The organism is Pseudarthrobacter woesei, from assembly GCF_055412745.1.
In genome coordinates this window covers 221,855-245,274 of record NZ_JBVAYU010000007.1, presented here as the reverse complement: position 1 = coordinate 245,274, position 23,420 = coordinate 221,855, and the positions used below count along the sequence as shown (strand labels likewise).

Annotated in this window: 20 protein-coding genes and 1 tRNA gene; 15 read left to right on the top strand and 6 right to left on the bottom strand. The window is 67.5% G+C overall.

All coding sequences use genetic code 11. The features are described from left to right. Positions 1 to 5: 5 nt before the first annotated feature. The 4 genes from ACZYZE_RS12440 to ACZYZE_RS12425 all read left to right on the top strand — a co-directional run bounded on the left by ACZYZE_RS12440 (position 6) and on the right by ACZYZE_RS12425 (position 3,679). Positions 6 to 1,508 (top strand): HNH endonuclease signature motif containing protein, encoded by a 1,503-nt coding sequence (locus ACZYZE_RS12440; protein WP_459317104.1) that lies wholly within the window; start codon positions 6 to 8, stop codon positions 1,506 to 1,508. 154 nt (positions 1,509 to 1,662) lie between these two features. Continuing rightward, entirely contained in the window at positions 1,663 to 1,884 is a 222-nt protein-coding gene (locus ACZYZE_RS12435) for a hypothetical protein (RefSeq protein WP_463907948.1), read from the top strand. Between the two features lie 254 nt (positions 1,885 to 2,138). Then, complete coding sequence (locus tag ACZYZE_RS12430; RefSeq protein WP_459317106.1) at positions 2,139 to 2,621, top strand: 8-oxo-dGTP diphosphatase; 483 nt, start codon at positions 2,139 to 2,141, stop codon at positions 2,619 to 2,621. Between the two features lie 164 nt (positions 2,622 to 2,785). Then, a complete protein-coding gene (locus ACZYZE_RS12425; protein WP_459317107.1) occupies positions 2,786 to 3,679 on the top strand; it encodes a hypothetical protein in 894 nt (297 codons plus the stop codon). 600 nt (positions 3,680 to 4,279) lie between these two features. On the opposite strand, the gene ACZYZE_RS12420 is transcribed toward ACZYZE_RS12425, so the two are convergent. From ACZYZE_RS12420 to ACZYZE_RS12405, 4 genes are all read right to left on the bottom strand, one after another. Continuing rightward, the gene (locus ACZYZE_RS12420) at positions 4,280 to 5,431 is read right to left on the bottom strand and encodes a bifunctional 2-methylcitrate synthase/citrate synthase (RefSeq protein WP_459317108.1); all 1,152 of its coding nucleotides are present in this window, start codon (positions 5,429 to 5,431) and stop codon (positions 4,280 to 4,282) included. Positions 5,432 to 5,494: 63 nt separating this feature from the next. Beyond that, positions 5,495 to 6,397, bottom strand: a complete 903-nt coding sequence (prpB, locus tag ACZYZE_RS12415; RefSeq protein WP_459317109.1) for a methylisocitrate lyase — start codon at positions 6,395 to 6,397, stop codon at positions 5,495 to 5,497. After that, complete coding sequence (locus ACZYZE_RS12410) at positions 6,397 to 7,917, bottom strand: MmgE/PrpD family protein (RefSeq protein WP_459317110.1); 1,521 nt, start codon at positions 7,915 to 7,917, stop codon at positions 6,397 to 6,399. The genes prpB and ACZYZE_RS12410 overlap by 1 nt, the downstream gene beginning before the upstream one ends. 32 nt (positions 7,918 to 7,949) lie before the next feature. Further along, positions 7,950 to 8,591: a GntR family transcriptional regulator gene (locus ACZYZE_RS12405; protein WP_459317111.1), complete on the bottom strand. Its 642-nt coding sequence runs from the start codon at positions 8,589 to 8,591 to the stop codon at positions 7,950 to 7,952. Positions 8,592 to 8,766: 175 nt separating this feature from the next. On the opposite strand from ACZYZE_RS12405, the gene ACZYZE_RS12400 reads away from it, so the two are divergent. Next, positions 8,767 to 10,686, top strand: a complete 1,920-nt coding sequence (locus ACZYZE_RS12400; protein WP_463907944.1) for an AMP-binding protein — start codon at positions 8,767 to 8,769, stop codon at positions 10,684 to 10,686. A gap of 98 nt (positions 10,687 to 10,784) precedes the next feature. Here the strand turns inward: ACZYZE_RS12400 and ACZYZE_RS12395 are convergent, their stop codons facing one another. Next, on the bottom strand, positions 10,785 to 11,504 hold the full coding sequence (locus tag ACZYZE_RS12395) for a response regulator (protein ID WP_459317113.1): 720 nt from the start codon (positions 11,502 to 11,504) through the stop codon (positions 10,785 to 10,787). Then, positions 11,501 to 13,207 carry a sensor histidine kinase gene (locus ACZYZE_RS12390; RefSeq protein ID WP_463907942.1) on the bottom strand — a complete coding sequence of 569 codons (1,707 nt, stop codon included), beginning with the start codon at positions 13,205 to 13,207 and terminating at the stop codon, positions 11,501 to 11,503. Before ACZYZE_RS12390 ends, ACZYZE_RS12395 begins: the two co-directional genes overlap by 4 nt. Before the next feature lie 140 nt (positions 13,208 to 13,347). On the opposite strand from ACZYZE_RS12390, the gene ACZYZE_RS12385 reads away from it, so the two are divergent. The 10 genes from ACZYZE_RS12385 to ACZYZE_RS12340 all read left to right on the top strand — a co-directional run bounded on the left by ACZYZE_RS12385 (position 13,348) and on the right by ACZYZE_RS12340 (position 23,243). Beyond that, positions 13,348 to 14,730 (top strand): cation:dicarboxylate symporter family transporter, encoded by a 1,383-nt coding sequence (locus tag ACZYZE_RS12385; RefSeq protein WP_459317115.1) that lies wholly within the window; start codon positions 13,348 to 13,350, stop codon positions 14,728 to 14,730. Positions 14,731 to 15,005: 275 nt separating this feature from the next. Further along, positions 15,006 to 15,905 (top strand): ParA family protein, encoded by a 900-nt coding sequence (locus ACZYZE_RS12380; protein ID WP_459317116.1) that lies wholly within the window; start codon positions 15,006 to 15,008, stop codon positions 15,903 to 15,905. 8 nt (positions 15,906 to 15,913) lie between these two features. After that, positions 15,914 to 16,813 carry a segregation and condensation protein A gene (locus ACZYZE_RS12375; RefSeq protein WP_459317117.1) on the top strand — a complete coding sequence of 300 codons (900 nt, stop codon included), beginning with the start codon at positions 15,914 to 15,916 and terminating at the stop codon, positions 16,811 to 16,813. Beyond that, positions 16,810 to 17,496, top strand: coding sequence for an SMC-Scp complex subunit ScpB (scpB, locus tag ACZYZE_RS12370; RefSeq protein ID WP_459317118.1), 687 nt, complete (start codon positions 16,810 to 16,812; stop codon positions 17,494 to 17,496). The genes ACZYZE_RS12375 and scpB overlap by 4 nt, the downstream gene beginning before the upstream one ends. A 111-nt stretch (positions 17,497 to 17,607) precedes the next feature. Further along, positions 17,608 to 18,873: a pseudouridine synthase gene (locus ACZYZE_RS12365; protein ID WP_459317119.1), complete on the top strand. Its 1,266-nt coding sequence runs from the start codon at positions 17,608 to 17,610 to the stop codon at positions 18,871 to 18,873. Between the two features lie 3 nt (positions 18,874 to 18,876). Continuing rightward, positions 18,877 to 19,986: a prephenate dehydrogenase gene (locus ACZYZE_RS12360; RefSeq protein ID WP_463907938.1), complete on the top strand. Its 1,110-nt coding sequence runs from the start codon at positions 18,877 to 18,879 to the stop codon at positions 19,984 to 19,986. Continuing rightward, positions 19,986 to 20,714 (top strand): (d)CMP kinase, encoded by a 729-nt coding sequence (cmk, locus tag ACZYZE_RS12355; RefSeq protein WP_463907936.1) that lies wholly within the window; start codon positions 19,986 to 19,988, stop codon positions 20,712 to 20,714. The genes ACZYZE_RS12360 and cmk overlap by 1 nt, the downstream gene beginning before the upstream one ends. 19 nt (positions 20,715 to 20,733) lie before the next feature. Further along, a complete protein-coding gene (locus ACZYZE_RS12350; protein ID WP_463907979.1) occupies positions 20,734 to 21,468 on the top strand; it encodes a lysophospholipid acyltransferase family protein in 735 nt (244 codons plus the stop codon). Next, entirely contained in the window at positions 21,465 to 23,015 is a 1,551-nt protein-coding gene (gene der, locus ACZYZE_RS12345) for a ribosome biogenesis GTPase Der (RefSeq protein WP_459317122.1), read from the top strand. Before ACZYZE_RS12350 ends, der begins: the two co-directional genes overlap by 4 nt. A gap of 151 nt (positions 23,016 to 23,166) precedes the next feature. Continuing rightward, a tRNA-Pro gene (locus ACZYZE_RS12340) sits at positions 23,167 to 23,243 on the top strand. The last annotated feature ends 177 nt before the right edge of the window (positions 23,244 to 23,420 follow it).

The following is a 23,420-nucleotide window of genomic DNA, read 5'->3' as shown; positions in this document are numbered from 1 at the left end:
ATCGCGTGCGAGACGCCGAGCCGTCGTGGGGTGCCGATCCGTTGCGGGATCTGGCGGATGCCTGCCTCGATGGTCTGGCCGAGGTCGGCCGGCTGGAGGCCCGGGCCGCGGGGTTGAAGGTGCGGCTGGCCGCGGACTATCTGCAGGCCACCGAAGCCCTGGCGTCCCCGGCGGCGTCCCCGCATGACGCTAGGTGCCAGGAGATGGCGGTGGCGGCGGAGATCGCGTGTGTCCTGACGGTCAGCGAGGGGGCCGCCGGGGCGTTCCTGTCCGAATGCCTGGCCCTGACAAGGGGTTTGCCGCTGACCCTGGCCGCGCTGGCGGCCGCGACTATCTCCAGGCAGCACGCCCGGATCATCGTCGACGAAACGAGCAGCCTGGATCCTGCCGGCGCGGCCGGACTGGAAGCGCACTTCCTGGCCCCCGGCGCCCCGGACCCGGCCCGCGGCTGCCGGGCCGGGGACCTCGTCCCGTCCCGGTTCCGGGCCAAGGCCCGCACCTGGCGCGAACGCCACCACAGGGACACCATCGAAACACGCCACACCAAAAGCGCTGCGGACCGGCGGGTCGAATACCGCCCGGACCGGGACGGGATGGCCTGGTTCTCCGCCTACCTGCCGGCCGATACGGCCGCGGGGATCTGGGACCGGACCACCTCCGCCGCCCGCGCCCTCCATGGCCCGGACGAGGCGCGCACCCTGACTCAGCTCCGCGCCGATGTCGCCGCGACCTGGCTCCTCACCACCGGCGCTGAGGGGGAAGGTGCGGGCGGGGGTGTGCTGTCGCCGCGGGCACAGGTCCTGGTCACGGTCCCGGCGTTGTCCCTGCTGGGCGCCACCGGGGAACCGGCGGTCCTGGACGGGTACGGGCCCATCCCGCCGTCGATGGCCCGCCGCCTCATCGCCGACGGCGCCGGTTCGTTTTACCGTGTCCTGACGGACCCGAGGGACGGGGCGCCGTTGGAGATCGGACGGACCAGCTACCGGCTCACGAAGGCCCAGCGTCACTGGCTTCGGCTCCGCGACGGTAAATGCCCGTTCCCGGGCTGTAGCAACCATTCCCTGGACAACGACGCAGACCATCTCCTGGCGTGGGCCGACGGTGGCACCACCGGGATTGCCAACCTCGGCCAGCCGTGTCCCAGACACCACCGACTTAAACACGCCTCGGCCTGGACACCGGCGGGGGCCAGCAAGGATGCCCCGCCCGGGTGGACGTCACCGTCCGGAAGGCACTACCCGAGCGAGCAGCAGGACTGGGAACCACCCCACTGGCCGGACCCCATCGCTGCCATGGATACGGGCACGGACGCAGACACACTCCTTTTCGCAGGCGTGCCCGAGGACCCCGGCCGGGATCCCGACGAGGAACTGCCCCCGGACCCGCTCCCGGAGTGGCCCTTGTTCACGGCCGGGCACCCGTGGCCAGCGGCAGACATGGACGACCCGGCGTGGCCAGAGCCACTCACGGACACGTTCCCGGAAGACTTCCGGCTCCAATATGTCTGAGCGCCGCTCCGGCCTCCCTCAGCGGTCTCCGGCTGGCTCCGGGAAGGGCTGTTCCGCACGGACCGGGTGGGACGTGCCCAAGCCGTGCTGCGGAGTTCACGCCTCTCAGTAGGTGCCTTCCAGCCTGTCGGTATCGTCCTTGCGAGCGGAAGCAATGATCCAGCTGCTGTTCCTACCTGACCATACGGGCGTCGACAATCATGGCAGCCCCGGGGTCGGTCTGCTGCGCACCGTCGAATTCGAACCCGTTGCGGAGATAGAACGCCACCGCCCGTGGATTGTCTTTCGCGACCCACAGCATGGCGGGACCACCACCCGCCGTGGCATCAAGCAACGCCTGGCCCACCCCGGTGCCATGGTGCTCTGCGATACCTAGATGCTGAACAACTGACGACCGCGGGGGAGACGAACTGCAGAACGGCCGTTTTCTCTGCGATGTCCGGCAGGAGTGGTCCAGCGTGTTCACGTGGGAGTTCCAGGCGCTGAACAACCAGGGCCTCACGCCCCGGCAGGCCATGGACAGGGAACTCTCGGAAAGGGGATTCCGGTCGACCCGCGGCCGCAGCTTGTTGGCGACGGTTTGGCGGCCGGATAGCGTCGGCATCCTGTGCCAGCTATAGGCTTGCATTCATGGCTTCCACTCCTGTCACCCTGTGTTTCCTGCTCCGCGAAGCGGGCTCCGGCACTGAAGTCCTGCTGGGGCTGAAAAGGACCGGTTTCGGCACGGGCAAAATCGTGGGGGTCGGCGGTCACGTCGAAGTGGGGGAGAGCGACGCTGAGGCCGTGGTCCGCGAAGTCTGGGAAGAGGCCGGAGTCGTTGTCCGACAGGAGGACCTGGCGCACGCCGGCGTTGTGGAGTTCATCTTTCCAGCCCGGACCGAGTGGAACATGTCGTGCAGGCTGTTCACTGCCCGGCAGTGGGAAGGCGAACCCGCCGAGAGCCCGGAGATCACGCCGGAATGGTTCGACGTGGGCGCCCTTCCGCTGCACCTGATGTGGCAGGATGCGTCGCACTGGCTGCCGCCGGCACTGGCGGGCGAGACTATCGACGTCGTCGTGGTCCTCAATGAGGACAACGAAACGGTGGCTTCAGTCCGGTATCCCCAACACTGAGGTGAGCCAAGCCCCTCGCCGAAACATTCCGCGACTCGAAACCGTACTGCCGGGAATGCCGCGGCCGGGGCAGTAGCGTGAGGCTCGAACATTGCGCCGCGGCGGTCCACCCACTTCCTGTGGGTCACCGGCAAGCGGCACACGGACCTTAATGGGGGCATGGCATGGGCTCAGGCAGTCACGACATTCCGGGCAGGGACCCTTATGGCGAGGAACCGTCGAACGACGCCGGGGCTCGCCGGCGCTGGCCCTGGGCGGTTGCGGTTGTTGCCCTCGCCGTGGCGGCCGTCGCCGGCGGCGTTGTCGTGGCCGGAACCATGGGGTCCGCGGACCAGGCCCCTGCGGCAGGCTCGACGGCCGGGGTGATGGCGCCGACGGCGTCCGCCCCGCTGACGACGACGCCTTCGCCAAGCTTTGCGACGTCGGCATCAGTGCCTCCGTCGGCATCCGCAACGTCCGCCCGGGCCACACCCCCGCCATCCACCGGGGCCTGGCAGACTTTCACCAGCGCCGATGCGAAGGTCAGCTTCGACTACCCGGGCTCCTGGAGTGTTTCCGCACCCGCCGGGGCCGCCGGTTCCGGGGACGTGGACGTGGACGTCGCGGACGAGTCCGCTGTGGTGGTGGCGTCGCTGCACCTCGGGCCGTACGGCGGACTCGGCGGCGCATGCCAGGGCGCGGTTCCCTACACGGTTCTTGACTTGGTCGAAGTCGATCTTCCGTTCCAGCCCGCGAAAGGATCAGTCACACCGAGGTTCGCCTTCCGGGCGCTGCAGGAAACAGGCCGCGTCACGGCGTCCTACGGACTGACCAGCACCCCGGCCGGGCAGGACGGCACCACGTGCATGTTCTACAACGTCGTCAACGGCCCGCCCGAGTCGCCGATGTACTCCTTCGCCGACGCCTTCCAGGTACGCGTCGGCGGCCCGGAGGAAGTCCCCAACCGCAAGGGTGCCAAGACGTTTCCCTCCATGGACGCCGCCCGGGCCTACATGCAGACCCCCGAATACGCGAACGCGAAGCGCATGATCACCTCGCTGAAGATCAGCGCGGGCTAGCCGGGCATTTTGGTTGGTTCGGCGGGTTCTGGGTCCCAGGGCGTGGGATGGCCGGGCACAGGACATGCCCCGCGCCGGGGCCGGCGGGTGGGCATAATCCGTTTATGCCCGGTCCCGGGTGCGAGGAATGGGCATGTCCCCTCGCGGAGCAGCCCGGCTCCCCGCCGCCGCACCCACCCAACGCTTCACCGGAGGAGCCGCACGAGCCCATGCCGTGACGGTCCTTCCCAGTTGCTTCGGCGCCCAGGGCCAAACGCGCGCGGGAATCCGGGCTTTGCCTGGGCCGGCTGGCGGCTGGGTGGCGGGCAACCGGGAAGGAGCGCGCCCGCTGGCTGCCTGCGCCCGGCAGAGTAAGCGAAAATGCCCACAGGACATGCCCCGCGCCGGGGCCGGCAGGTGGACATAGTCCGTTTATGCCCGGTCCCGGGTGCGAGGAATGGGCATGTCCTCCCGGCGAAAGGGTCCATGCCCCGCCCCAACCCCCGACGAACGAGCGGAAATGACCCCCAGGCGCAGCGCCGGCCAGGGGAAAAAGGCGGGCCGGCCACCTCTTAAGGTGACCGGCCCGCCGTCGTAAACTGCTTGGGTGCTGAGGGGGAACTACTTCACGTGCCGTTCCTCAACGCCGTTGTAGGCGCTCAGGGGGCGGATCAGTGAGTTCGCGTCCAACTGCTCCATGATGTGCGCGGTCCAGCCGGTGATCCGGCTGGCGACGAACAGGGGAGTGAAGGTCGGGGTGTCGAAGCCCATCAGGTGGTAGGTGGGTCCGGCCGGGTAGTCGAGGTTCGGCTTGATCGCCTTGGCCTCCTCCATCGCCGATTCCAGTCCGTTGTACAGCCCCAGCAGCTCGGGCCGGCCGTAGTGCGCGATCATCTTGTCCAGGGCCGCCTTCATGGTGGGCACCCGGGAGTCGCCGTGCTTGTAGACACGGTGGCCGAAGCCCATGACCTTCTTCTTCTGGGCGAGGGCGTCTTCCATCCAGGCCTTGGCCCGGGTGGCAGCCTCATCCAGCGACTCTTCCGGACGGATCCCGATCTCGTCAAAGGTGTGCATCACGGCTTCGTTGGCGCCGCCGTGCAGCGGGCCCTTGAGGGCACCGATGGCACCGGTCACGGCCGAGTGCAGGTCCGAGAGCGTGGATGTGATGACACGGGCCGTGAACGTCGAGGCGTTGAAGGAGTGCTCGGCGTAGAGGATCATCGAGACGTTGAACGCCTCGACCACCTCCTGGACCGGCTCCTCGCCGAACGTCATCCAGAGGAAGTTGGCGGAGTAGCCCAGGTCCTCGCGCGGTTCGACTGGTTCAACGGGGCGTCCCGCGCCATGCCGCCGGCGCTGGTCGTAGGAAACGACCGCCGGCATCGCGGCAAACAGGTCCACGGCCTTGGCCATGTTGGCCTCGCGGGAGGACTCCTCCGCCAGCGGGTGCCGGGCGCCCATAACCGAGGCCGCCGTGCGGCAGACATCCATCGGGTGCGAGCTGGTCGGCAGGGCATCGATCACCTGTTTGACCACCGGGTCCAGCGCACGCCCGGCGCGTTCCTTCGCGGTGAATTCCGCCAGCTGATCCGGGGTGGGCAACTCGCCGTTCCATAGCAGGTAGGCGACTTCCTCGAAGCTGCACTTGGCGGCCAGTTCCTGCACGGGGTAGCCGCGGTACAGCAGTGAATTCGTGTCCGGGTTTACCTTGGACACCGCGGTGTAGTCCACCACGACGCCGGCGAGGCCCTTTTTGATCTCTTGTTCAGCCATGCTGAAACTCCTTTGTTCCTGTCGCCTGTTGAACCGGCCGGAGCCGGAAGTCGGTTGCGGGGGTCACTTACCGGGGATCTTGAAATTGAAGACGCCGGTGTCAAAGCGGTTGTAGGCCTCGTAGTCAACGAGGTCATATAACCGCGCACGGGTCAGCATGTTCCCGACCTGTGCCTCCTGGGTGCCGTCGGCCTTAATCGATTCCAGCGTACGCTCCGCAGCGCCCATGGCACTACGGAGCAGGGTCACCGGGTAGATGATCATGTTGACCCCGACGGCGGCGAGCTGCTCCACCGTGAACAGTGCGCTCTGGCCGAATTCGGTCATATTGGCCAGGATCGGCACGTCGACGGCGTCGCGGATCGCCTGGAACTCGCTGAGATCCTTCATGGCCTCGGGGAAGATGGCGTCGGCCCCGGCGTCCACCAGCGCCCTGGCACGGTCCTGGGTGGCCTGCAGTCCATCCGTGGCGCGGATGTCGGTCCTGGCCATGATCAGGAAGTTCGGGTCCCGCCGGGCGTCGGCCGCCGCGCGGATCCGCTTGGTGGCGGTGTCGAGGTCCACTACGTTCTTGCCGTCCAGGTGGCCGCAGCGTTTCGGGTTGAACTGGTCCTCGATATGCAGGCCGGCGAGGCCCGCGTTCTCGATTTCCTGGACCGAGCGGGCCACGTTCATCGGCTCGCCGAATCCGGTGTCGGCGTCCACGATGCAGGGCAGGTCCGTCATCCGGGCGATCTGCCCGGCGCGGGTGGCCACCTCGGTGAGCGTCGTCAGCCCGATGTCCGGCAGGCCGAGGTCATTGGCCAGGACGGCACCGGAAATGTAGACCCCGGCGAAGCCCTTCTCCTCGATCAGCCGGGCCGAGAGCGGGTTGAACGCGCCCGGGAACTGCTGGATCGTTCCGGACGCCAGAAGCTCGCGGAAGCGGATCCGCTTCTGCTCCGGCGTGACCTTCGAATACAGCATTAGAAGAGGCCCTTCGGTGCGGCGGCCAGGTCGATTACGCCGTCGGCCGCCCTGATGTTGAGCTGGTCCAGTTCGCCGGCCGCCAGCTCGGGGAGCCGAGCGGCGGCGGCCAGGAAACGTTCGATTTCCTCGTCGGCCACGAGGCCCGCGGCGAGGGTGCGGAACTTGTTCACATACTGTTCCCGCGCGAACGGCCGGGCGCCCAGCGGGTGGGCGTCGGCGACGGCGATCTCGTCGGTGATGACCGTGCCGTCCGTGAGCGTGATGACAACTGTGCCGCCGAAAGCCTTCTCGGCGATGTCCAGGGAGTGGTAGCGCCGGGTCCATTCGGGATCCTCGACGGTGGTGACCTTGTGCCAGAGATCCACGGTGTCCGGGCGGGCGGCGCGTTCCGGGGCATAGGAATCAACGTGGTGCCAGGCGCCGTCCTGCAGGGCGACGGTGAAGATGTACGGGATGGAGTGGTCCAGCGTTTCACGGCTGGCCGTGGGGCTGTACTTCTGCGGATCGTTGGCGCCGGAGCCGATCACGTAGTGGGTGTGGTGGCTGGTCTTGATCAGCACGGACGCGACGTTGGCCGGGTCGGTGACTTCGGGGTGTTCGCCGTGGAGCTTGCGGGCCAGGTCGATCCAGGCCTGGGCCTGGTACTCGGCGGAATGTTCCTTGGTGTAGGTGTCCATGATGGCGCGCTTGGCTTCGCCGGGTGTCGGCAGCGGCACGGTGTAGGAGGCGTCGGGGCCGTCCAGCATCCAGGCGATCACGCCGTCTTCGCCTTCGTAGATCGGCACCGGGGAGGTCTGGCCGCGCATGGCACGGTCCGCGGATTCGACAGCCATCTTGCCGGCGAACGCCGGGGCGTGGGCCTTCCAGGTGGAGATCTCGCCCTTGCGGGACTGCCGGGTGGCCGTGGTGGTGTGCAGCGCCTGGCCGATGGACTGGAAGATCGTCTCGACCTCAAGCCCGAGCAGGGTGCCGATGCCGGCGGCGGCGGAGGGGCCGAGGTGGGCGACATGGTCGATCTTGTGCTTATGCAGGCAGATGGCCTTGACCAGGTTGACCTGGATCTCGTAGCCGGTGGCGATGCCGCGGATCAGGTCCTGGCCGGTGGAACCGACGTGCTGGGCCACGGCGAGGATGGGCGGAATGTTGTCGCCCGGGTGGGAGTACTCCGCGGCGAGGAAGGTGTCGTGGTAGTCGAGTTCACGCACTGCAACGCCGTTGGCCCAGGCGGCCCATTCGGGGGCAACACGCTCTTCGATGCCGAAGACTTTCGAGCCCTTGCCGCCGGTGGTGGGGCCGTGGGTCAGGGCCTGCGCGCGGGCCGCGACGATCGGGGCGCGGTTCAGCGAGGCGATGGCCACCGAGGCGTTGTCGATGACACGGTTGATGACCATGTCGGTGACCTCGGCCGTGACGGCTACGGGATCCGCGGCCACCTTGGCGATCTTGAAGGCGAGCTGGTCCTCGCGGGGCAGGTTTTCCTCGCTCTTGTAAACGCGGACGTGGTGTTCCTTGACCATGGTGCTCCTTAGCTAGTGAGGTATGTGGGTGTTTAGTGAGGTATGTGCGTGGCTTTGACGTGGGAAAGACTGCGGTGCAGGTGGAGGGTGGTGGCGGCCTCGGCCAGCCGGGGGTTGCCGGCGGCGATCGCCTCGGCGATGGCCGCGTGTTCGGCGGCGGCGGCGGTCAGCCGTTCGGCGTCGTCGGCGGCCAGCCGGCGGACGCGGACCAGGTGGACACGCAGGCTGCGCATGGCCTGGGCCAGGTAGGCATTGCAGATCGCGGCGTCGATGGCCGAGTCCAGCCGGCCCACCAGCCCGTAGTAGTCGTGCCGGGCCGGATCTTCACCGCTGATCAGTGCGGGGGCCAGGAGCAGCTCGTTGCGGAGCTGTTCGAAGGTGGCCGCGTCGCCGCGTTCGGCCGCCAGCGCGGCGGCCTTGCCCTCGAGTGTCTCGCGCAGTTCGAAGAGTTCGTCGATGTCCTCCAGCGAAATATCGGTGACGACGACGCCGCGGCCGCCCGCCGTCGTCGTCAGTCCTTCCGCGGTGAGCCGGCTGAGGGCCTCCCGGAGCGGCGTGCGTGATATGCCGAGGCGCCCGGACTGCTCCACCTCCGCAAGGACCGTTCCGGGGAGGAGCCGCCATTCGATGATGTCGTCGCGCAGGGCCGCATAGGCCTTATCGCTGGCGCGCATCCTGCCTCCTTCATTGGCTGACGGTCTCCAGTGTATACACGCCAGTCAGATTTGCCCAGCATTTCCGACAAAATAGCTCAATCCGCCGCAGTTCTGTATACACAAGCATTGTGTCTTGCGCCCGGACGGGGCTACCATGAGCCTCATCACATTGTCGTGGACGGGATTCAATTTCATGGTTACCAAGAACTACCGGGACAGCTACGCTCGCAGCCTGGAGAAACCCGCAGAATTCTGGCTGGAAGCCGCCGGGAAGATCTCATGGACCACTCCGCCGCAGCAGGGCCTTGATGCCGGCAGGGCGCCGCTGTACGACTGGTTCCCTGACGGCGTCCTCAACACCTCCTACAACGCCCTGGACCGGCACGTCGAGGAAGGCCGGGGTACGCAGGACGCATTGATCTATGACTCCGCGATGCTCGGCACACAGCAGCGCTTCAGCTATGCGGAACTGACGGACCTCGTCGCCCGCTTCGCCGGGGTCCTGCGCAGCCACGGCGTCGGCAAGGGGGACCGTGTTGTGATCTACATGCCGATGATCCCCGAAGCCGCCATCGCCATGCTGGCCACCGCGCGCCTCGGCGCCGTGCATTCCGTCGTCTTCGGCGGGTTCGCCCCCAAGGAACTGGCGGCCCGCATCCGCGACGCCGTACCGGCGGCAGTGGTCACGGCCTCCGGCGGCATTGAGCCCTCGCGCCGGATCGAGTACCTGCCCGCCGTCGAGGAAGCCCTCGGCCTGGCCGGAGCACCGGGCACACCGGTCCTGGTCAAGTCGCGGGACGGCTTCGCCTCCTCGGTTGCCGACCACGCCGGCTGGCTGGACTGGGACACCGAGATGGCCGCCGCCGCGCCCGCCGCGCCGGTCGACGTCAAGGCCACGGATCCCCTCTACATCCTCTACACCTCGGGAACTACCGGCGCCCCCAAGGGTGTCGTGCGGGACAACGGCGGCCACGCCGTGGCGCTGCGCTGGACCCTGGAAAACATCTACGACGTCGGCCCCGGAGACGTTATGTGGACCGCCTCCGACGTCGGCTGGGTCGTGGGGCACTCGTACATCGTGTACGGGCCGCTGCTGGCCGGTGCCACGACGGTGATCTACGAAGGAAAGCCCGTCGGCACCCCCGACGCCGGAGCCTTCTGGCGGGTGATCCAGGACCACAAGGTCAACGTGCTTTTTACCGCGCCCACCGCCCTGCGCGCCATCCGGAAGGCGGACCCGGAGGCAAAGCTGCTGGAAAAGTACGACATTTCCAGCCTGCGGACCCTGTTTGCGGCCGGCGAGCGGCTGGACACCGACACGTACCACTGGGCTTCCCGGATCCTCGGCGTCCCGGTGGTGGACCACTGGTGGCAGACCGAGACCGGCTGGGCCATCTGTGCCAACCCCCGCGGGCTCGACGAGCTGCAGATCAAGGCGGGCTCGCCCAGCGTGCCGATGCCCGGCTTCAAGCTCAACATCGTCGACGGCGCAGGCGAGGACGTCGAAGCCGGGACGGAAGGCAACATCGTCTTGGCGCTTCCGCTGCCGCCGGGCACCCTGACCACGCTCTGGGGCGACGACGAGCGCTACATCTCCTCGTACCTCCAGGCGTTCGAGGGCTATTACGCCACCGGCGACTCCGGCTACCGGGACGAAAACGGCTATCTTTTCGTCATGGGCCGGACCGATGACATCATCAACGTGGCCGGCCACCGGCTCTCCACCGGCGCCATGGAACAGGTGATCGGCCAGCACCCGGCGGTCGCCGAGTGCGCCGTGATCGGCCTCGCGGACCCGCTTAAGGGCCAGCGCCCCAGCGGCTACGTGGTGCTCAAATCGGGAGTCGACATCCCCGCGGAGATCCTGGTCAAGGAACTGATCGCCCTGGTCCGCCGCGATATCGGCGCTGTGGCGGACTTCAAGCACGTCACCGTGGTCGAGGCCCTGCCCAAGACGCGCTCGGGGAAGATCCTGCGCAAGACCATGCGCCAGATCGCCGACGGTGACGACTATGTGGTGCCCTCGACGATCGAGGACGCCGGCGTGATCGACCAGCTCATCGGTTCCCTGCGCCCCGGTGCTGCGGGACCCGGCCCGTCAATCGCGCCGTAGCCCGACGCCGAGTTGGCACTTCGCGGCAGTGTTTCGGGGGCAAATCATTGCCGCGAAGTGCACTTTCGGCGACGGAAGACCGCGGGGGAGCGGCAGCCTTACGCCCCCGGCCGGTTCCAGCGGTATTCGTTCTCGGGCCGGCCGGGTGCACCGTAGCGCGCGGTCCGGGAGGCCGTGCCGGCGTCGGCAAGATATTCGAGGTAACGCCGGGCCGTCACCCGTGACATGCCGAGCGCATCCATCACTTCGCTGGCAGACACCGCCCCGGTCTGCTGCTTCATGAAGTCCTGCACGGATTCCAGCGTGGACACCGCCAGTCCCTTCGGCAGCGGCAGCTCGGAGGGTGCCCGGAGGCTCGCAAACGCCTGGTCGACATCGCTCTGTGAGGCACCGGCCCCGGAGTGGCCGGTGCCGGGGGATGCCAGCTGTTGCCGGAAGAGCCGGTAGCTGGCCAGCTTGTCCGCGAAGGTGGCATAGGTGAACGGTTTGATCAGGTACTGGACCACTCCGGTGGCCACCGCGCTGCGGACGATGTTCAGTTCCCGGACGGCCGTAATGGCGATGATGTCCGCGAAGAGGCCAGCGGCGCGCATCCGGCGCGCGATGTCGAGCCCGTGCAGGTCCGGGAGGTTCATGTCCAGCAGCACCAGCTCCACGGGGTTCCCGGCGGCTGCGAAGTCCGTCATTAACCGCAGGGCGGACTGTCCGTCGGGGGCCGAGCCGGCGAGGGTGAATCCCTCCAGTCGGCCGATATAGGCCGCGTGGGCGGCCGCGGCGATCGGCTCGTCCTCGACGACGAGTACGCGGATATCGCTCATTGCTGTCCCTTTGCCCTCGGTGATGTCGTCAGTGGTGCCGGCGGCGATGCCGCCGGTGACGTCGGCAGCGTGACGTGGAACAGCGCCCCGGCCGGGCTGGTGATTGTCAGGGTACCGCCCAGGCGGTGCACCGCCTGCCGGACCAGGGCCAGCCCGAGGCCGCGGCCGAAAGGACCGGCAGCCTTGGTGCTGAAGCCGTGCCGGAAGATCTCCTCCACCGCCTCCGGATCGATGCCTGGCCCGCTGTCCTCCACCGTGATCTCCAGTGCCCCGGCGACGGTCCCGACCGTCAGTTCCACGAGTCGCGGCGCCGGGGCCTCGGCCGCGGCGTCGATGGCGTTGTCCAGCAGGTTGCCCAGGATCGCCACGAGGTCCTGGACGGCCAGGCCGGTCACTGCGGTGGGGCCGGACCCGTTCCCTGCGGTATTGAGGGTCAGTTCGACGCCGCGCTCGTGGGCCTCGGCGGCCTTGCCCATGATCAGGGCGCCCAGTACGGGTTCCTCGATGGAGCTCACCAGGTCATCGGTCAGCCGCTGGCTCAATTCGAGGTCCTTGGTGGCGAAATCCAGTGCTTCGGCGCCGCGGCCCAGCTCCATCAGCGAGACGATCGTGTGGAGCCGATTGGCGTGTTCGTGGGTCTGGGCGCGGAGGGCATCGGAGAGGGTGCGCATGGTTTCAAGTTCGCTGCCCAGCGATTCGATTTCGGTGCGGTCCCGGATCGTGGCCACGGTACCAAAGACTGCCGTGCGCTGCCGTCCCGCGGCGTCGCCCGGTCCCACCGCGGCGCCCTGGTTCACCACGAGGATCCGCGAGCCGGTCAAATGGATCTCGTCGAGGGCGGTCCGGCCCGATTCGAACAGCTCCTTGAGGCTCGGCGCCAGAGGCAGTTCGGCGAGCGACGGCGCCGCCAGGCTGCGGCCGCCCCTATGGTCGGGCGGTGAGCCGCCGTCGGACGGGCCGGGCGGGAGACCCATCAGCGCGGCGGCCTGATCGTTGTACATCACCACCTTGCCCTTGGGATCGATCAGGATGACGCCCTCGCGCACCGAGTGGAGCACCGACTCGTAGTAGGCGAAGAGCTGGGCCAGCTGCTCCGGGCCCCAGCCCCGCGTCACGTGGCGCAGGTACCGCCCCAGGAGCCAGGACGCCACCGAACCGCCCGCGAGCAGGGCCAGGCCAATGGCAAGGAGGGCCGGCAGCCTGCCGGAGATGGCGACGTCCACGGTGCGGACCGTGACGCCGGCCGAGACGAGTGCCAGCACGGTGCCGTCCGCGTCCTTCACCGGCGCGATGGTGCGGACCGAGGGGCCCAGGGTGCCGGCGGTGATCTCGGTGAAGACCTGGCCGTTGAGGGCCGCGTCGATGGAGCCGATGTAGGGCTTCCCGAGCTCCTCGTCGCGGGGATGGGTCCACCGGGTGCGGTCCGGGGCCATGATCGTGATGAAGTCCGCATCCGCATCCTGCATGACCGCCAGGGCATACGGCTGGAGCAGTGCCGACGGGTCGGCGGCGCCCGCCGCCTCCAGCACGAAAGGTGTGTCGGCCACTGCGACCGCAATCCCGGCCATCCGTCGGCCGGCCTCCTCGTAGGCATGATCGCGCGCGTCAACGAAGGTGGCTGTGCCGACGATGGCTGTCAGCGCCACCATAAACAGCAGATGGGCCACAAAGAGCCTGCGGGCGATGCTCCAGCTGTGGATCATCAACACCTTCCATGACCAATATGAACGCAAGGGTGATGCGCGTCACCCCGTCATCAATGATGGGGTTACACACAAGAACGGACGTGATGGGGCCAACAGCCTGTGCCGCACCAATGTCCAGCCTATCCAAGGAGAACACCATGGCCTCTCAACGAGGAGAGTCGGCGGCATCTGCCGCGAAGCCGGGCACCACGCCGACAAAAACGAAGCGCAAGGGGCTTGACAAGTCCCACTACCTCTACATCGCCGTTATCGCGGCCGTCATCCTCGGTGGGCTGGTCGGGCTGCTGTTCCCCGAGTTCGCCAAGTCCCTCAAGCCGCTGGGCGACGGATTCATCAAACTCATCAAGATGATGATCGGCCCGGTGATCTTCTGCACCATCGTCCTGGGCATCGGCTCCATCGCCAAGGCCGCCACGGTGGGCAAGGTCGGCGGACTGGCCCTCGGCTACTTCATGGTCATGTCCACCTTCGCGCTGGCCATTGGCCTTGTGGTGGGCAACCTGATCCACCCGGGAGAGGGCCTCAAGCTTGCCGCCTATGATCCGAGCAAGAAGGCCGCCACGGACAGCACGGTCGACTTCCTGCTGGGCATCATCCCGGGCGACATTCCGGTGTTGCCGACCCTGCTCGCAGCGATCCTGGTCGGCTTCGCCCTGCAGAAGATGGGCCCGCAGGGCACCCCGATCCTCAAGGCCGTCGGCCATGGCCAGGCCCTCGTGTTCCGGATCCTCATCATGATCATGTGGCTGGCCCCGGTCGGCGCGTTCGGTGCGATTGCCGCCGTCGTCGGTGCCACCGGCTTCCAGGCCATCGTCAGCATGGCCACCCTGATGGGTGCCTTTTACATCACATGCGCGTTGTTCATCGTCGTGATCCTCGGCGGACTGCTCCGGATCGTTGCCGGCGTCAGCATCTTCCGGCTCATGAAGTACCTCGGCCGCGAATACCTGCTGATCTTCTCGACGTCCTCCTCCGAAGCCGCGCTGCCCCGCCTGATCGCGAAGATGGAACACCTCGGCGTGTCCAAGCCGGTCGTCGGCGTCACCGTTCCCACCGGCTACTCCTTCAACCTTGACGGCACCGCCATCTACCTGACGATGGCTTCCTTGTTCGTCGCCAACGCCATGGGCACCCCGCTGGACCTCGGCGCCCAGGTTTCCCTGCTGATCTTTATGATCATCGCCTCCAAGGGTGCTGCCGGTGTCACCGGTGCCGGCCTGGCCACACTGGCAGCCGGTCTCCAGGCCCACAAGCCGGAGCTTCTTGGCGGCGTCGGCATGATCGTCGGCATCGACCGGTTCATGTCCGAGGCCCGCGCCCTGACCAACTTCACCGGCAATGCCGTTGCCACTGTACTGATCGGCACCTGGGTCAAGGAGATCGACGGCGGACAGGTGGAACGGGTTCTCTCCGGCAACGAGCCCTTCGACGAACAGACCATGCTGGCCGGACACGGTGCGCACGACACCGCGGCGGATGCTGCCGCCGAGCCGGCCCGGCCCGTGCTGGCGAACGCCTGACCGCAGCAGGGCCGGGGCCGCAGTGAAGTAGATCTGCAGCAGCCGGACCCACAAGAGCCGCCCGGACGCCCGCCAGCGTCCGGGCGGTTTTTCGTGCCAGGGTCGGAACCTTCGACTTCTACCAGAAGGTTGAGGCTCAAATATTGGCCGCTGTCAAGGTCCGCGGAATACCGTGTCGGGCGCTGTAGCCTTGGGAGGAATAAGGTCGGCGCTGGAAGTCCAGTGCAGCAATATCAAGCACGACAATCACCGTCATCGAAAGTGTGGATAGATACGTGAGCAGCGAACAGGGTTCAGCAACTCTGGAAGGCACCGAACTCGATCTGGAAGACGCCGTTATGGGCCCCACCGGGCGCCCTCAACGCGACTTTCCGGAGCCGGCACCGCTGTCATCCCACGGACCCGCGCGGGTCATCGCCATGGTTAATCAGAAGGGCGGAGTGGGTAAGACCACCTCCACCATCAACCTGGCGGCCGCGCTGGCCGAATTCGGCCGCCGTGTGCTCGTCGTGGACTTCGACCCGCAGGGTGCCCTCTCCGCCGGCCTGGGCATCAACCCGCATGAACTGGACCTCACGGTCTACAACGTCCTGATGGACCGCAAAGTCGATATCCGCGACGCCATCCACCACACCGACGTCGAAAACCTGGACCTGCTCCCGGCCAACATCGACCTCTCCGCCGCGGAAGTGCAGCTCGTCAACGAAGTTGCCCGCGAACAGGTGCTGGACCGGGCCCTGAAGAAGGTTGAGGATGACTACGACGTCGTCCTGATCGACTGCCAGCCCTCCCTTGGCCTGCTCACCGTCAACGCGCTGACCGCCGCCCACGGCGTCATTATTCCGCTGATCTGCGAATTCTTCGCCCTGCGTGCCGTCGCACTGCTCGTGGAGACCATCGACAAGGTCCAGGACCGCCTGAACCCGCGGCTCCAGGTCGACGGTGTGCTCGCCACGATGTACGACGCCCGCACCCTGCACAGCCGCGAAGTGATCTCCCGCCTCGTGGAGGCCTTCGGCGATAAGGTCTTCGAAACCGTCATCAAGCGCTCCATTAAGTTCGCCGACGCCACCGTCGCGGCCGAGCCCATCACCAGCTACGCCGGCAACCACATCGGCGCGGATGCCTACCGCAACCTCGCCAAAGAACTTATTTCGCGCGGCGGCGCGCCCTAGCCAGGTCCATGGCAGAGTCAGGCACCCCCACAGCGGAGCTGGATATGCCGGCGGAGCTGGATGGACCGGCAGGCCCGGCTAGCCCGCTGCGGCCGGGGTCCGGCAGGAAGCCCGGATTCGAGGTCCGGCTGGCCAACTTCACGGGACCCTTCGACCTGCTGCTGGGCCTGATTTCCAAGCACCAGCTGGATATCACCGAGGTGGCCCTGTCCACGGTCACCGATGAATTCATCAAGTACATCAGGGCCCTGCAAGCGCAGGGGACGGAGTGGGCCCTCGACGAGGCCAGCGAATTCCTGCTCATCGCCGCCACACTGCTGGACCTCAAGGCCGCCCGGCTACTCCCCGCCGGCGAGGTCGAAGACGATTTGGACATCGCGCTGCTGGAAGCCCGCGACCTGCTCTTCGCCAGGCTCCTGCAGTACAAGGCCTTCAAACACGTGGCCGGCATGATGGGCTCCACGCTGGAACTCGAGGCCGGGCGCTACCCCCGGCAGGTGGCGCTGGAAGGACACTTTGCAGCGCTGCTCCCGGAGCTCCTCTGGCGGCACACCCCGCAGCAGTTCGCCGCCCTGGCGGAGGCCGCCCTCAAGCCCCGGGAAGCCGCCCCTACCGTGGTGGGTCTGGCCCACCTCCACGGCTCGCCGGTCAGCGTCAAGGAACAGGCCGAGCTGCTGGGGCACCGGCTGCGGCTCGGCGCCCCGCTCACGTTCCGGGCCTTGATCGCCGACGCCGCATCCACCCTCGTTGTGGTGGCACGGTTCCTGGCGCTGCTGGAGATGTTCCGGGACCGGGTGGTTGCCTTCGACCAGCTGTTGCCGCTGGGCGACCTGACCGTGCACTGGACCGCCGACGTCGGGAGCTGGAGCAGCGAGAACCTGAGTGAAGAATATGAGGAGCAGCCGTGAGTGGGAACCAGCCTGAGCCGGCAGCAGATGCAGCGCCGGAAGCAGCCGCCGACGCCGGGCCCGACGTCGGAAGCCTTCCCGGCGGTGCCCGCGCGGCCCTCGAGGCCGTGCTGATGGTGATCGACCAGCCGGCCACGGCCACCGAGCTGGCAGCGGGGCTGAACCTCACCGTCGACGTCGTCGAGCAGTTGCTCGCGGAACTGCAGCGGGAGTATGGCGGTTATACTGTTAATGCCCCGGATGTGGATGACGCCAGTTTGAACGGCTTCAGTTCCACCCCCCGGGGTTTTGAATTGCGGAGTATCGCCGGAGGCTGGCGGATCTATTCCCGCGCTGAATTCGCCGATATCGTCGGCGGCTTCGTGCTGGAGGGTCAGACAGCCAGGCTGACGCAGGCGGCGCTCGAAACGCTCGCCGTCATCGCTTACCGCCAGCCCGTTTCCAGGGCGCGGGTGTCTGCAATTCGAGGAGTCAATGTTGACTCTGTCGTGCGGACGCTGACGCAGCGCGGGCTGATCGAGGATTCGGGAACAGATCCCGAGTCGGGGGCCATCCTGTACCGGACGACGTCGTATTTCCTGGAACGGATGGGAATCGGCTCGGTGGCTGAATTGCCGCAGCTTTCACCCCATCTTCCGGGGCTGGAAGGCATCGAAGAGTTCTACGACGCAGGAAGAATGTAGGCAGGAACTACTGCCTGCGCACGAGTATCCACCAGGGCAGAACCATTTTGCCCCAGCGGGCGGGTGCTGTCGGGAGACAGCGGCCGTTGGCCAACAAACGAAGGACGGGTCATGACACAGGCGGGACGCCAGGGTTCACCACGTAACAGTTCGGGACGCAACAGTGCCGGACAAAACCCAGCGCAGGGCTCAGGCCGCGGCGCACAGGGCGGCACTGGCCGCCCGGCTCAGGGAGGTGCCGGCCGCAGTTTCCAGGGCGGCGGTAGCCGTACCGGAGGAGCCGGCTTCAAGGGCGGCGGAGACCGCCCCTTCAAGCACCCCAAGCCTCGCGAAGAGGCCTTCATCGATCCGGACCTCCAGGGTCCCGACGGCGAGCCGTCGGCGGGCCGCCCGGCTGCCGGCGAATGGAAGTCGAAGGCGCCGTCCGGCAAGGAAGCAGCCCGCAAGGCTGCCGCCCGCAAGCCCGGCTTCGGGAAGGCACCCGGGACCCCCGGTGCCCTCAAGCCCAAGCCCCGCACCGGCGCCGCGAAGTTCGCTGGCCCGCGCGCGTTCGGCAGCGAACGCTTCGGCCAGAATCTGGGCCCCGTGCGCAAGCCGGCCCGGAAGCGCGGACCGCGCGCCGAGGTGCCCCAGTCTGACCTGCACGACCAGGAAGGCACCCGCCTGCAGAAGGTCATGGCGTCGGCCGGTGTTGCCTCACGGCGGGTCTGCGAAGAAATGATCGCCGAAGGCCGCGTCGAGGTCGACGGCCAGGTCGTCACCGAACTCGGCGTCCGCGTCGATCCCACGACCGCAGTGATCCACGTCGACGGTCTCCGCATCCAGCTGGACGAGAACATGGTCTACATGGTCTTCAACAAGCCCAAGGGTGTTGTCTCCACGATGGAAGACCCGGACGGCCGTCCCTGCATCAGCGACTTCGTCCGCAACAGCCACGGCGAACGCCTCTTCCACGTCGGCCGGCTCGACGTCGCCACCGAGGGACTGCTGCTGCTGACGAACGACGGCGAACTCGCCAACCGCCTCACGCACCCGTCCTACGAAGTCCCCAAGACCTACCTCGTGCAGGTCCGCGGGCCTTTCCCGCAGGGCATCGGTGCCGAGCTCAAGGGCGGCGTCGAACTCGAAGACGGCATCGCCTCGGTCGACTCCTTCAAGCTGGTGGACTCCACCCCGGGCCACGTGCTGATCGAGGTGGTGCTGCACTCGGGCAAGAACCGGATCGTCCGGCGCCTCTTCGACGCCGTCGGCTTCCCGGTGCTGCGCCTGGTCCGGGTCAAGGTCGGCCCCATCGGCCTGGGCGACCAGCGCCAGGGCAGCATCCGCAACCTCGGCAAGCAGGAAGTCGGCCACCTGCTGGCATCCGTAGGGCTCTAGGGCATGTCCGCCTTTCGCACCCACGGCCGCGGCCACCTGTCCGGTCCGGTGGTGGTCGTGGGGACCGGGCTCCTGGGCACCAGCATCGGGCTGGGGCTCCGGGGCCGGGGGGTGGCAGTGTTCCTCTCCGACCCCTCGCCCACCCATCAGGCCGTGGCCGTCGACATCGGCGCAGGCCTTCCTTTGTCGCGCCTTGACGGGGAACAGCCGGAGCTTGTGGTGGTCGCCGCACCGCCGGATGTCACCGCGGATGTGGTGGAACGGGCCCTCGCGGACTATCCGCAGGCTGTTGTCGTCGACATCGCCAGTGTCAAGTCCGGCATCCTGGCCGATCTGCGTGCCCGCGGCGCGGACCTTGGCCGCTATGTCGGGACCCACCCCATGGCGGGCCGGGAGAAGTCCGGGCCGGTCGCTGCCCGCGGCGAGCTCTTCACCTCGATGCCGTGGGTGCTGTGCCCCTCGGCAGAGACCCTGCCCGAGTCGCTGCAAGCAGCGCGCGCACTGGCCGCCGACCTCGGCGCCGTCGTCTCCGAATTCGGTGCCGAGGAACACGATGCGGCCGTGGCGCTTGTCTCGCACGTGCCCCAGGTCGTGGCCTCGCTCGTAGCCAGCCGGCTGCAGGGCACGCCCCTGCATGCGCTGTCCCTCGCCGGCAACGGCCTGCGGGATGTCACGCGCATCGCTGCCAGCGATCCGACCCTCTGGGTGCAGATCCTGGGCGCGAACGCGGATCAGGTCGTGGACGTCCTGCACGGGGTCCGCGATGACCTCAACCGGGTGATCGGCACGCTCGAGAACCCCACCGCGCCGGGGGCCCGGCTGGACCTCGCGCAGCTGATCAGCGAAGGCAACGCCGGCCAGGCCCGCATTCCGGGCAAGCACGGCGGACCGCCGCAGGCGTACTCCTGGCTGACGGTCCTGGTGGATGACACCCCGGGACAGATCGCCAGGCTCCTCACGGAGATCGGCGAGATCGGCGTCAACCTTGAGGACCTCCGTCTGGACCACTCCTCGGGCCAAAACGTGGGCATGGTGGAGATCTCCGTGCTGCCGAACAAACACGACCTGTTAATCGAAGCCCTCAATGACCGCGGATGGCGGGTGCTCCAGTAATGACCCAGGAACTCATCGAGACCATGGACGTTGTCCGCCCGGGCAAAAGCCTTGTGGTGGCCATCGACGGGCCGTCCGGCTCCGGCAAGTCCAGCGTCAGCAAGGAGGTGGCCCGCCGGCTGAAACTGGCGTACCTCGACACCGGTGCCATGTACCGGGCCCTGACCTGGTTCTGCCTGGATGGCGGCACCGACCTGGCGGACCGGGCCGCCGTCGAGGCCGCGTCCAAGAGCATGCCGCTGGAGATCAGCACAAGCCCGCTGGAAGAGTATGTCCGCGTCGGTGGAACCGATGTCACGCTCGCGATCCGCGAACCGTCGATTTCCGCAGCCGTGAGCGCCGTCGCCACCACCCTCGGCGCCCGCACCGAACTGATCCGGCGCCAGCGTGAGCTGATTGAAAAGCACCACCGCCGCATGGTGGTCGAAGGCCGCGACATCACCACCGTCGTCGCGCCCCACGCCGAAGTGCGGCTGCTGCTCACCGCCAGCGAAGAGGCGCGCCTGCGCCGCCGGGGCATCCAGCTCGGCGGCAGCCAGAGCGCCGAACAGCTTGCCGTGCAGGTCACCGGTCGTGATGCCAGGGACTCCACCGTGGTGAACTTCACCCAGGCCGCCGACGGCGTCGTGACGCTGGACTCCTCGGAGCTCGACTTCGACGAAACCGTCGACGCGGCGCTCAGCATCGTGACCGGCATCATCGATCACAAGGCGATCAACCGTGACTGAGGCCCGGCCGCAGACACGGATTGAGGCAGATCCGCCCCTCCCGGCACGCTGGACCACGGCGTGGAGCCGGCCGGTCGGCTGGATCCTGGACCACGTCCTGTACCGGACATCGGTGACGGGACGGTCGAACGTGCCGGCGACGGGTCCGGTGATCTTCGCCGCGAACCACCTCAGCTTCCTGGACGGGCCCGTCATGTTCGGGGCCTCGCCCCGCGCCATGCACATCCTGGTCAAGAAGGAAATGTTCGCCGGCCGACTGGGCCGGGTGCTGCAGGCCTCCGGCCAGCTGCCCGTTGACCGCGCGGGTGACCGTGCTGCCCTCCACCTGGCCAGGCGGGTGCTCGACGCCGGACGGTGCGTCGGGATTCTGCCCGAGGGAACACGGGGCAGCGGCGAAGCCTCCGCGATCAACAACGGCGTGGCCTGGCTCGCGCTGAACTCCCGGGCCACCGTGGTTCCCGTGGCCATCCTTGGCACCCGGATCGGCGGCGAAGACCTCAACGCCGTTCCCCGGCTCCGCCGGCGGTTGCATGTCAGCTTCGGCGGGGCCCTCAATGTCAGCCGCAGGCCCGGCGAGACCGGGCGTGTTTCAATGGACAGGGCGGGAACCGAGATCCGCGCCGCGCTGGCCCGCCATGTCCAGGACTCCATCCTAAGAACAGGGCAGCCCCTGCCCGACGCGGATTCCCCGCAAGAACGTCATAAAGCAGTAGCCGGGACGCCGGCAGATCACCCCATAAGGAAAGTGCAATGAGCGATACGACTCAAACCTCCGGCCAAATTGGCGCCGGCGAAGACGAATACACGCCCACCGGCACGGACCAGGTGGCCGAGCATCTCGCCGCCCTGGACGACGAGGAAGCAGAGGTCCGCGCGGCCTCCCTCCGGGCCGGCCTGGACGACTACGAGCTGGATGAGGAAGACGCCGCACTCCTGAGCGGCGAGTACGACGACGAGGACTTCGACGGTCCGGTCAAACTGGACCCGGTCCTGGCCATCATCGGCCGCCCCAACGTGGGCAAATCCACCCTGGTCAACAGGATCCTGGGCCGCCGCGAGGCCGTTGTGGAAGACACCCCCGGTGTCACCCGTGACCGTGTGATGTACTCGGCAACCTGGAACGGCCGGAACTTCACGGTTGTCGACACCGGCGGCTGGGAGCACGATGCCCGCGGCATCCACGCCCGCGTCGCCGAACAGGCCGAGATGGCCGTGGAACTCGCCGACGCCGTGCTGTTCGTCGTCGACTCCGCCGTCGGTGCCACCGCCACGGACGAGGGCGTCGTGAAGATGCTGCGCAAGTCAAAGAAGCCGGTCATCATGGTGGCCAACAAGGTGGACGACTTCGCCCAGGAAGCCGACTCGGCCTCGCTCTGGGGCCTCGGCTTCGGCGAGCCGTACCCCGTCTCGGCACTCCACGGCCGCGGCGTCGCCGACCTGCTGGACCACGTTATGGACACACTCCCGGAGTTCTCCACGATCGAAGGACTCGAGCGCTCCGGCGGACCCCGCCGCATCGCCCTGATCGGCCGCCCGAACGTCGGCAAGTCCTCGCTGCTGAACAAGCTTGCCGGCTCCGATCGCGTCGTGGTGGACAACACTGCCGGCACTACGCGGGATCCGGTGGATGAGTTTATCGAACTCGGCGACCGTACCTGGCGATTTGTCGACACCGCCGGCATCCGCCGCCGCCAGCACATGGCCCAGGGCGCGGACTACTATGCCTCCCTGCGTACCCAGAGTGCGCTGGAAAAGGCCGAGGTCGCCGTCGTGCTCCTTGCCGTGGACGAAGTGCTCAGCGAGCAGGACGTCCGCATCCTTCAGCTGGCGATCGAATCCGGCCGTGCGCTGGTGCTGGCCTTCAACAAATGGGACCTGCTGGACGACGAACGCCGCACCTACCTGGAGCGCGAAATCGAGCAGGACCTGGCCCACGTGGCCTGGGCCCCGCGGGTCAACATTTCGGCGCTGACCGGGTGGCACAAGGACAAGCTCGTCCCGGCCCTGGACACCGCCCTGGAAAGCTGGGACAAGCGCATCCCCACCGGACGGCTCAACGCCTTCCTCGGCGAGCTCGTGGCAGCGCACCCGCACCCGGTCCGCGGCGGCAAGCAGCCCCGCATCCTGTTCGGCACCCAGGCCTCCAGCCGCCCGCCGAAGTTCGTGCTCTTCACCACCGGGTTCCTCGATCCGGGATACCGCCGCTTCATCACCCGCCGGCTCCGCGAAACCTTCGGTTTCGAGGGCACGCCGATCGAGGTCAACATGCGGGTCCGTGAAAAGCGCGGCAAGAAGCGCTAATTCCGGCACGCCCGCCCGTGACATGCTTAAAGTGTCACAGGCACCCTCCGGAATCGTGTAAGCTTTTGGAGGTGGTTCGGCCGGACTGCTCGGATGAAGTCTTTTGGATACACAGGAGAATGGCATCGTGAGCGGAGAACGGCGGAACTAACGGGCTGTAGCGCAGCTTGGTAGCGCACTTGACTGGGGGTCAAGGGGTCGCAGGTTCAAATCCTGTCAGCCCGACCATAAAGTCCCGGAAACCCAAGGGTTTCCGGGACTTTTCTGGTTGTCAGTTTGGCCTGTCCAGCGGAAAGCCATCTCGCAGTTTCTGTGGACGCTCCGCCGTGACTCTTTCCTGCGGGGCCGCACTGGACCGAGCACAACACCTGGCCTCGTTCTGCAAATCGCGGTTCTGCAAATCGC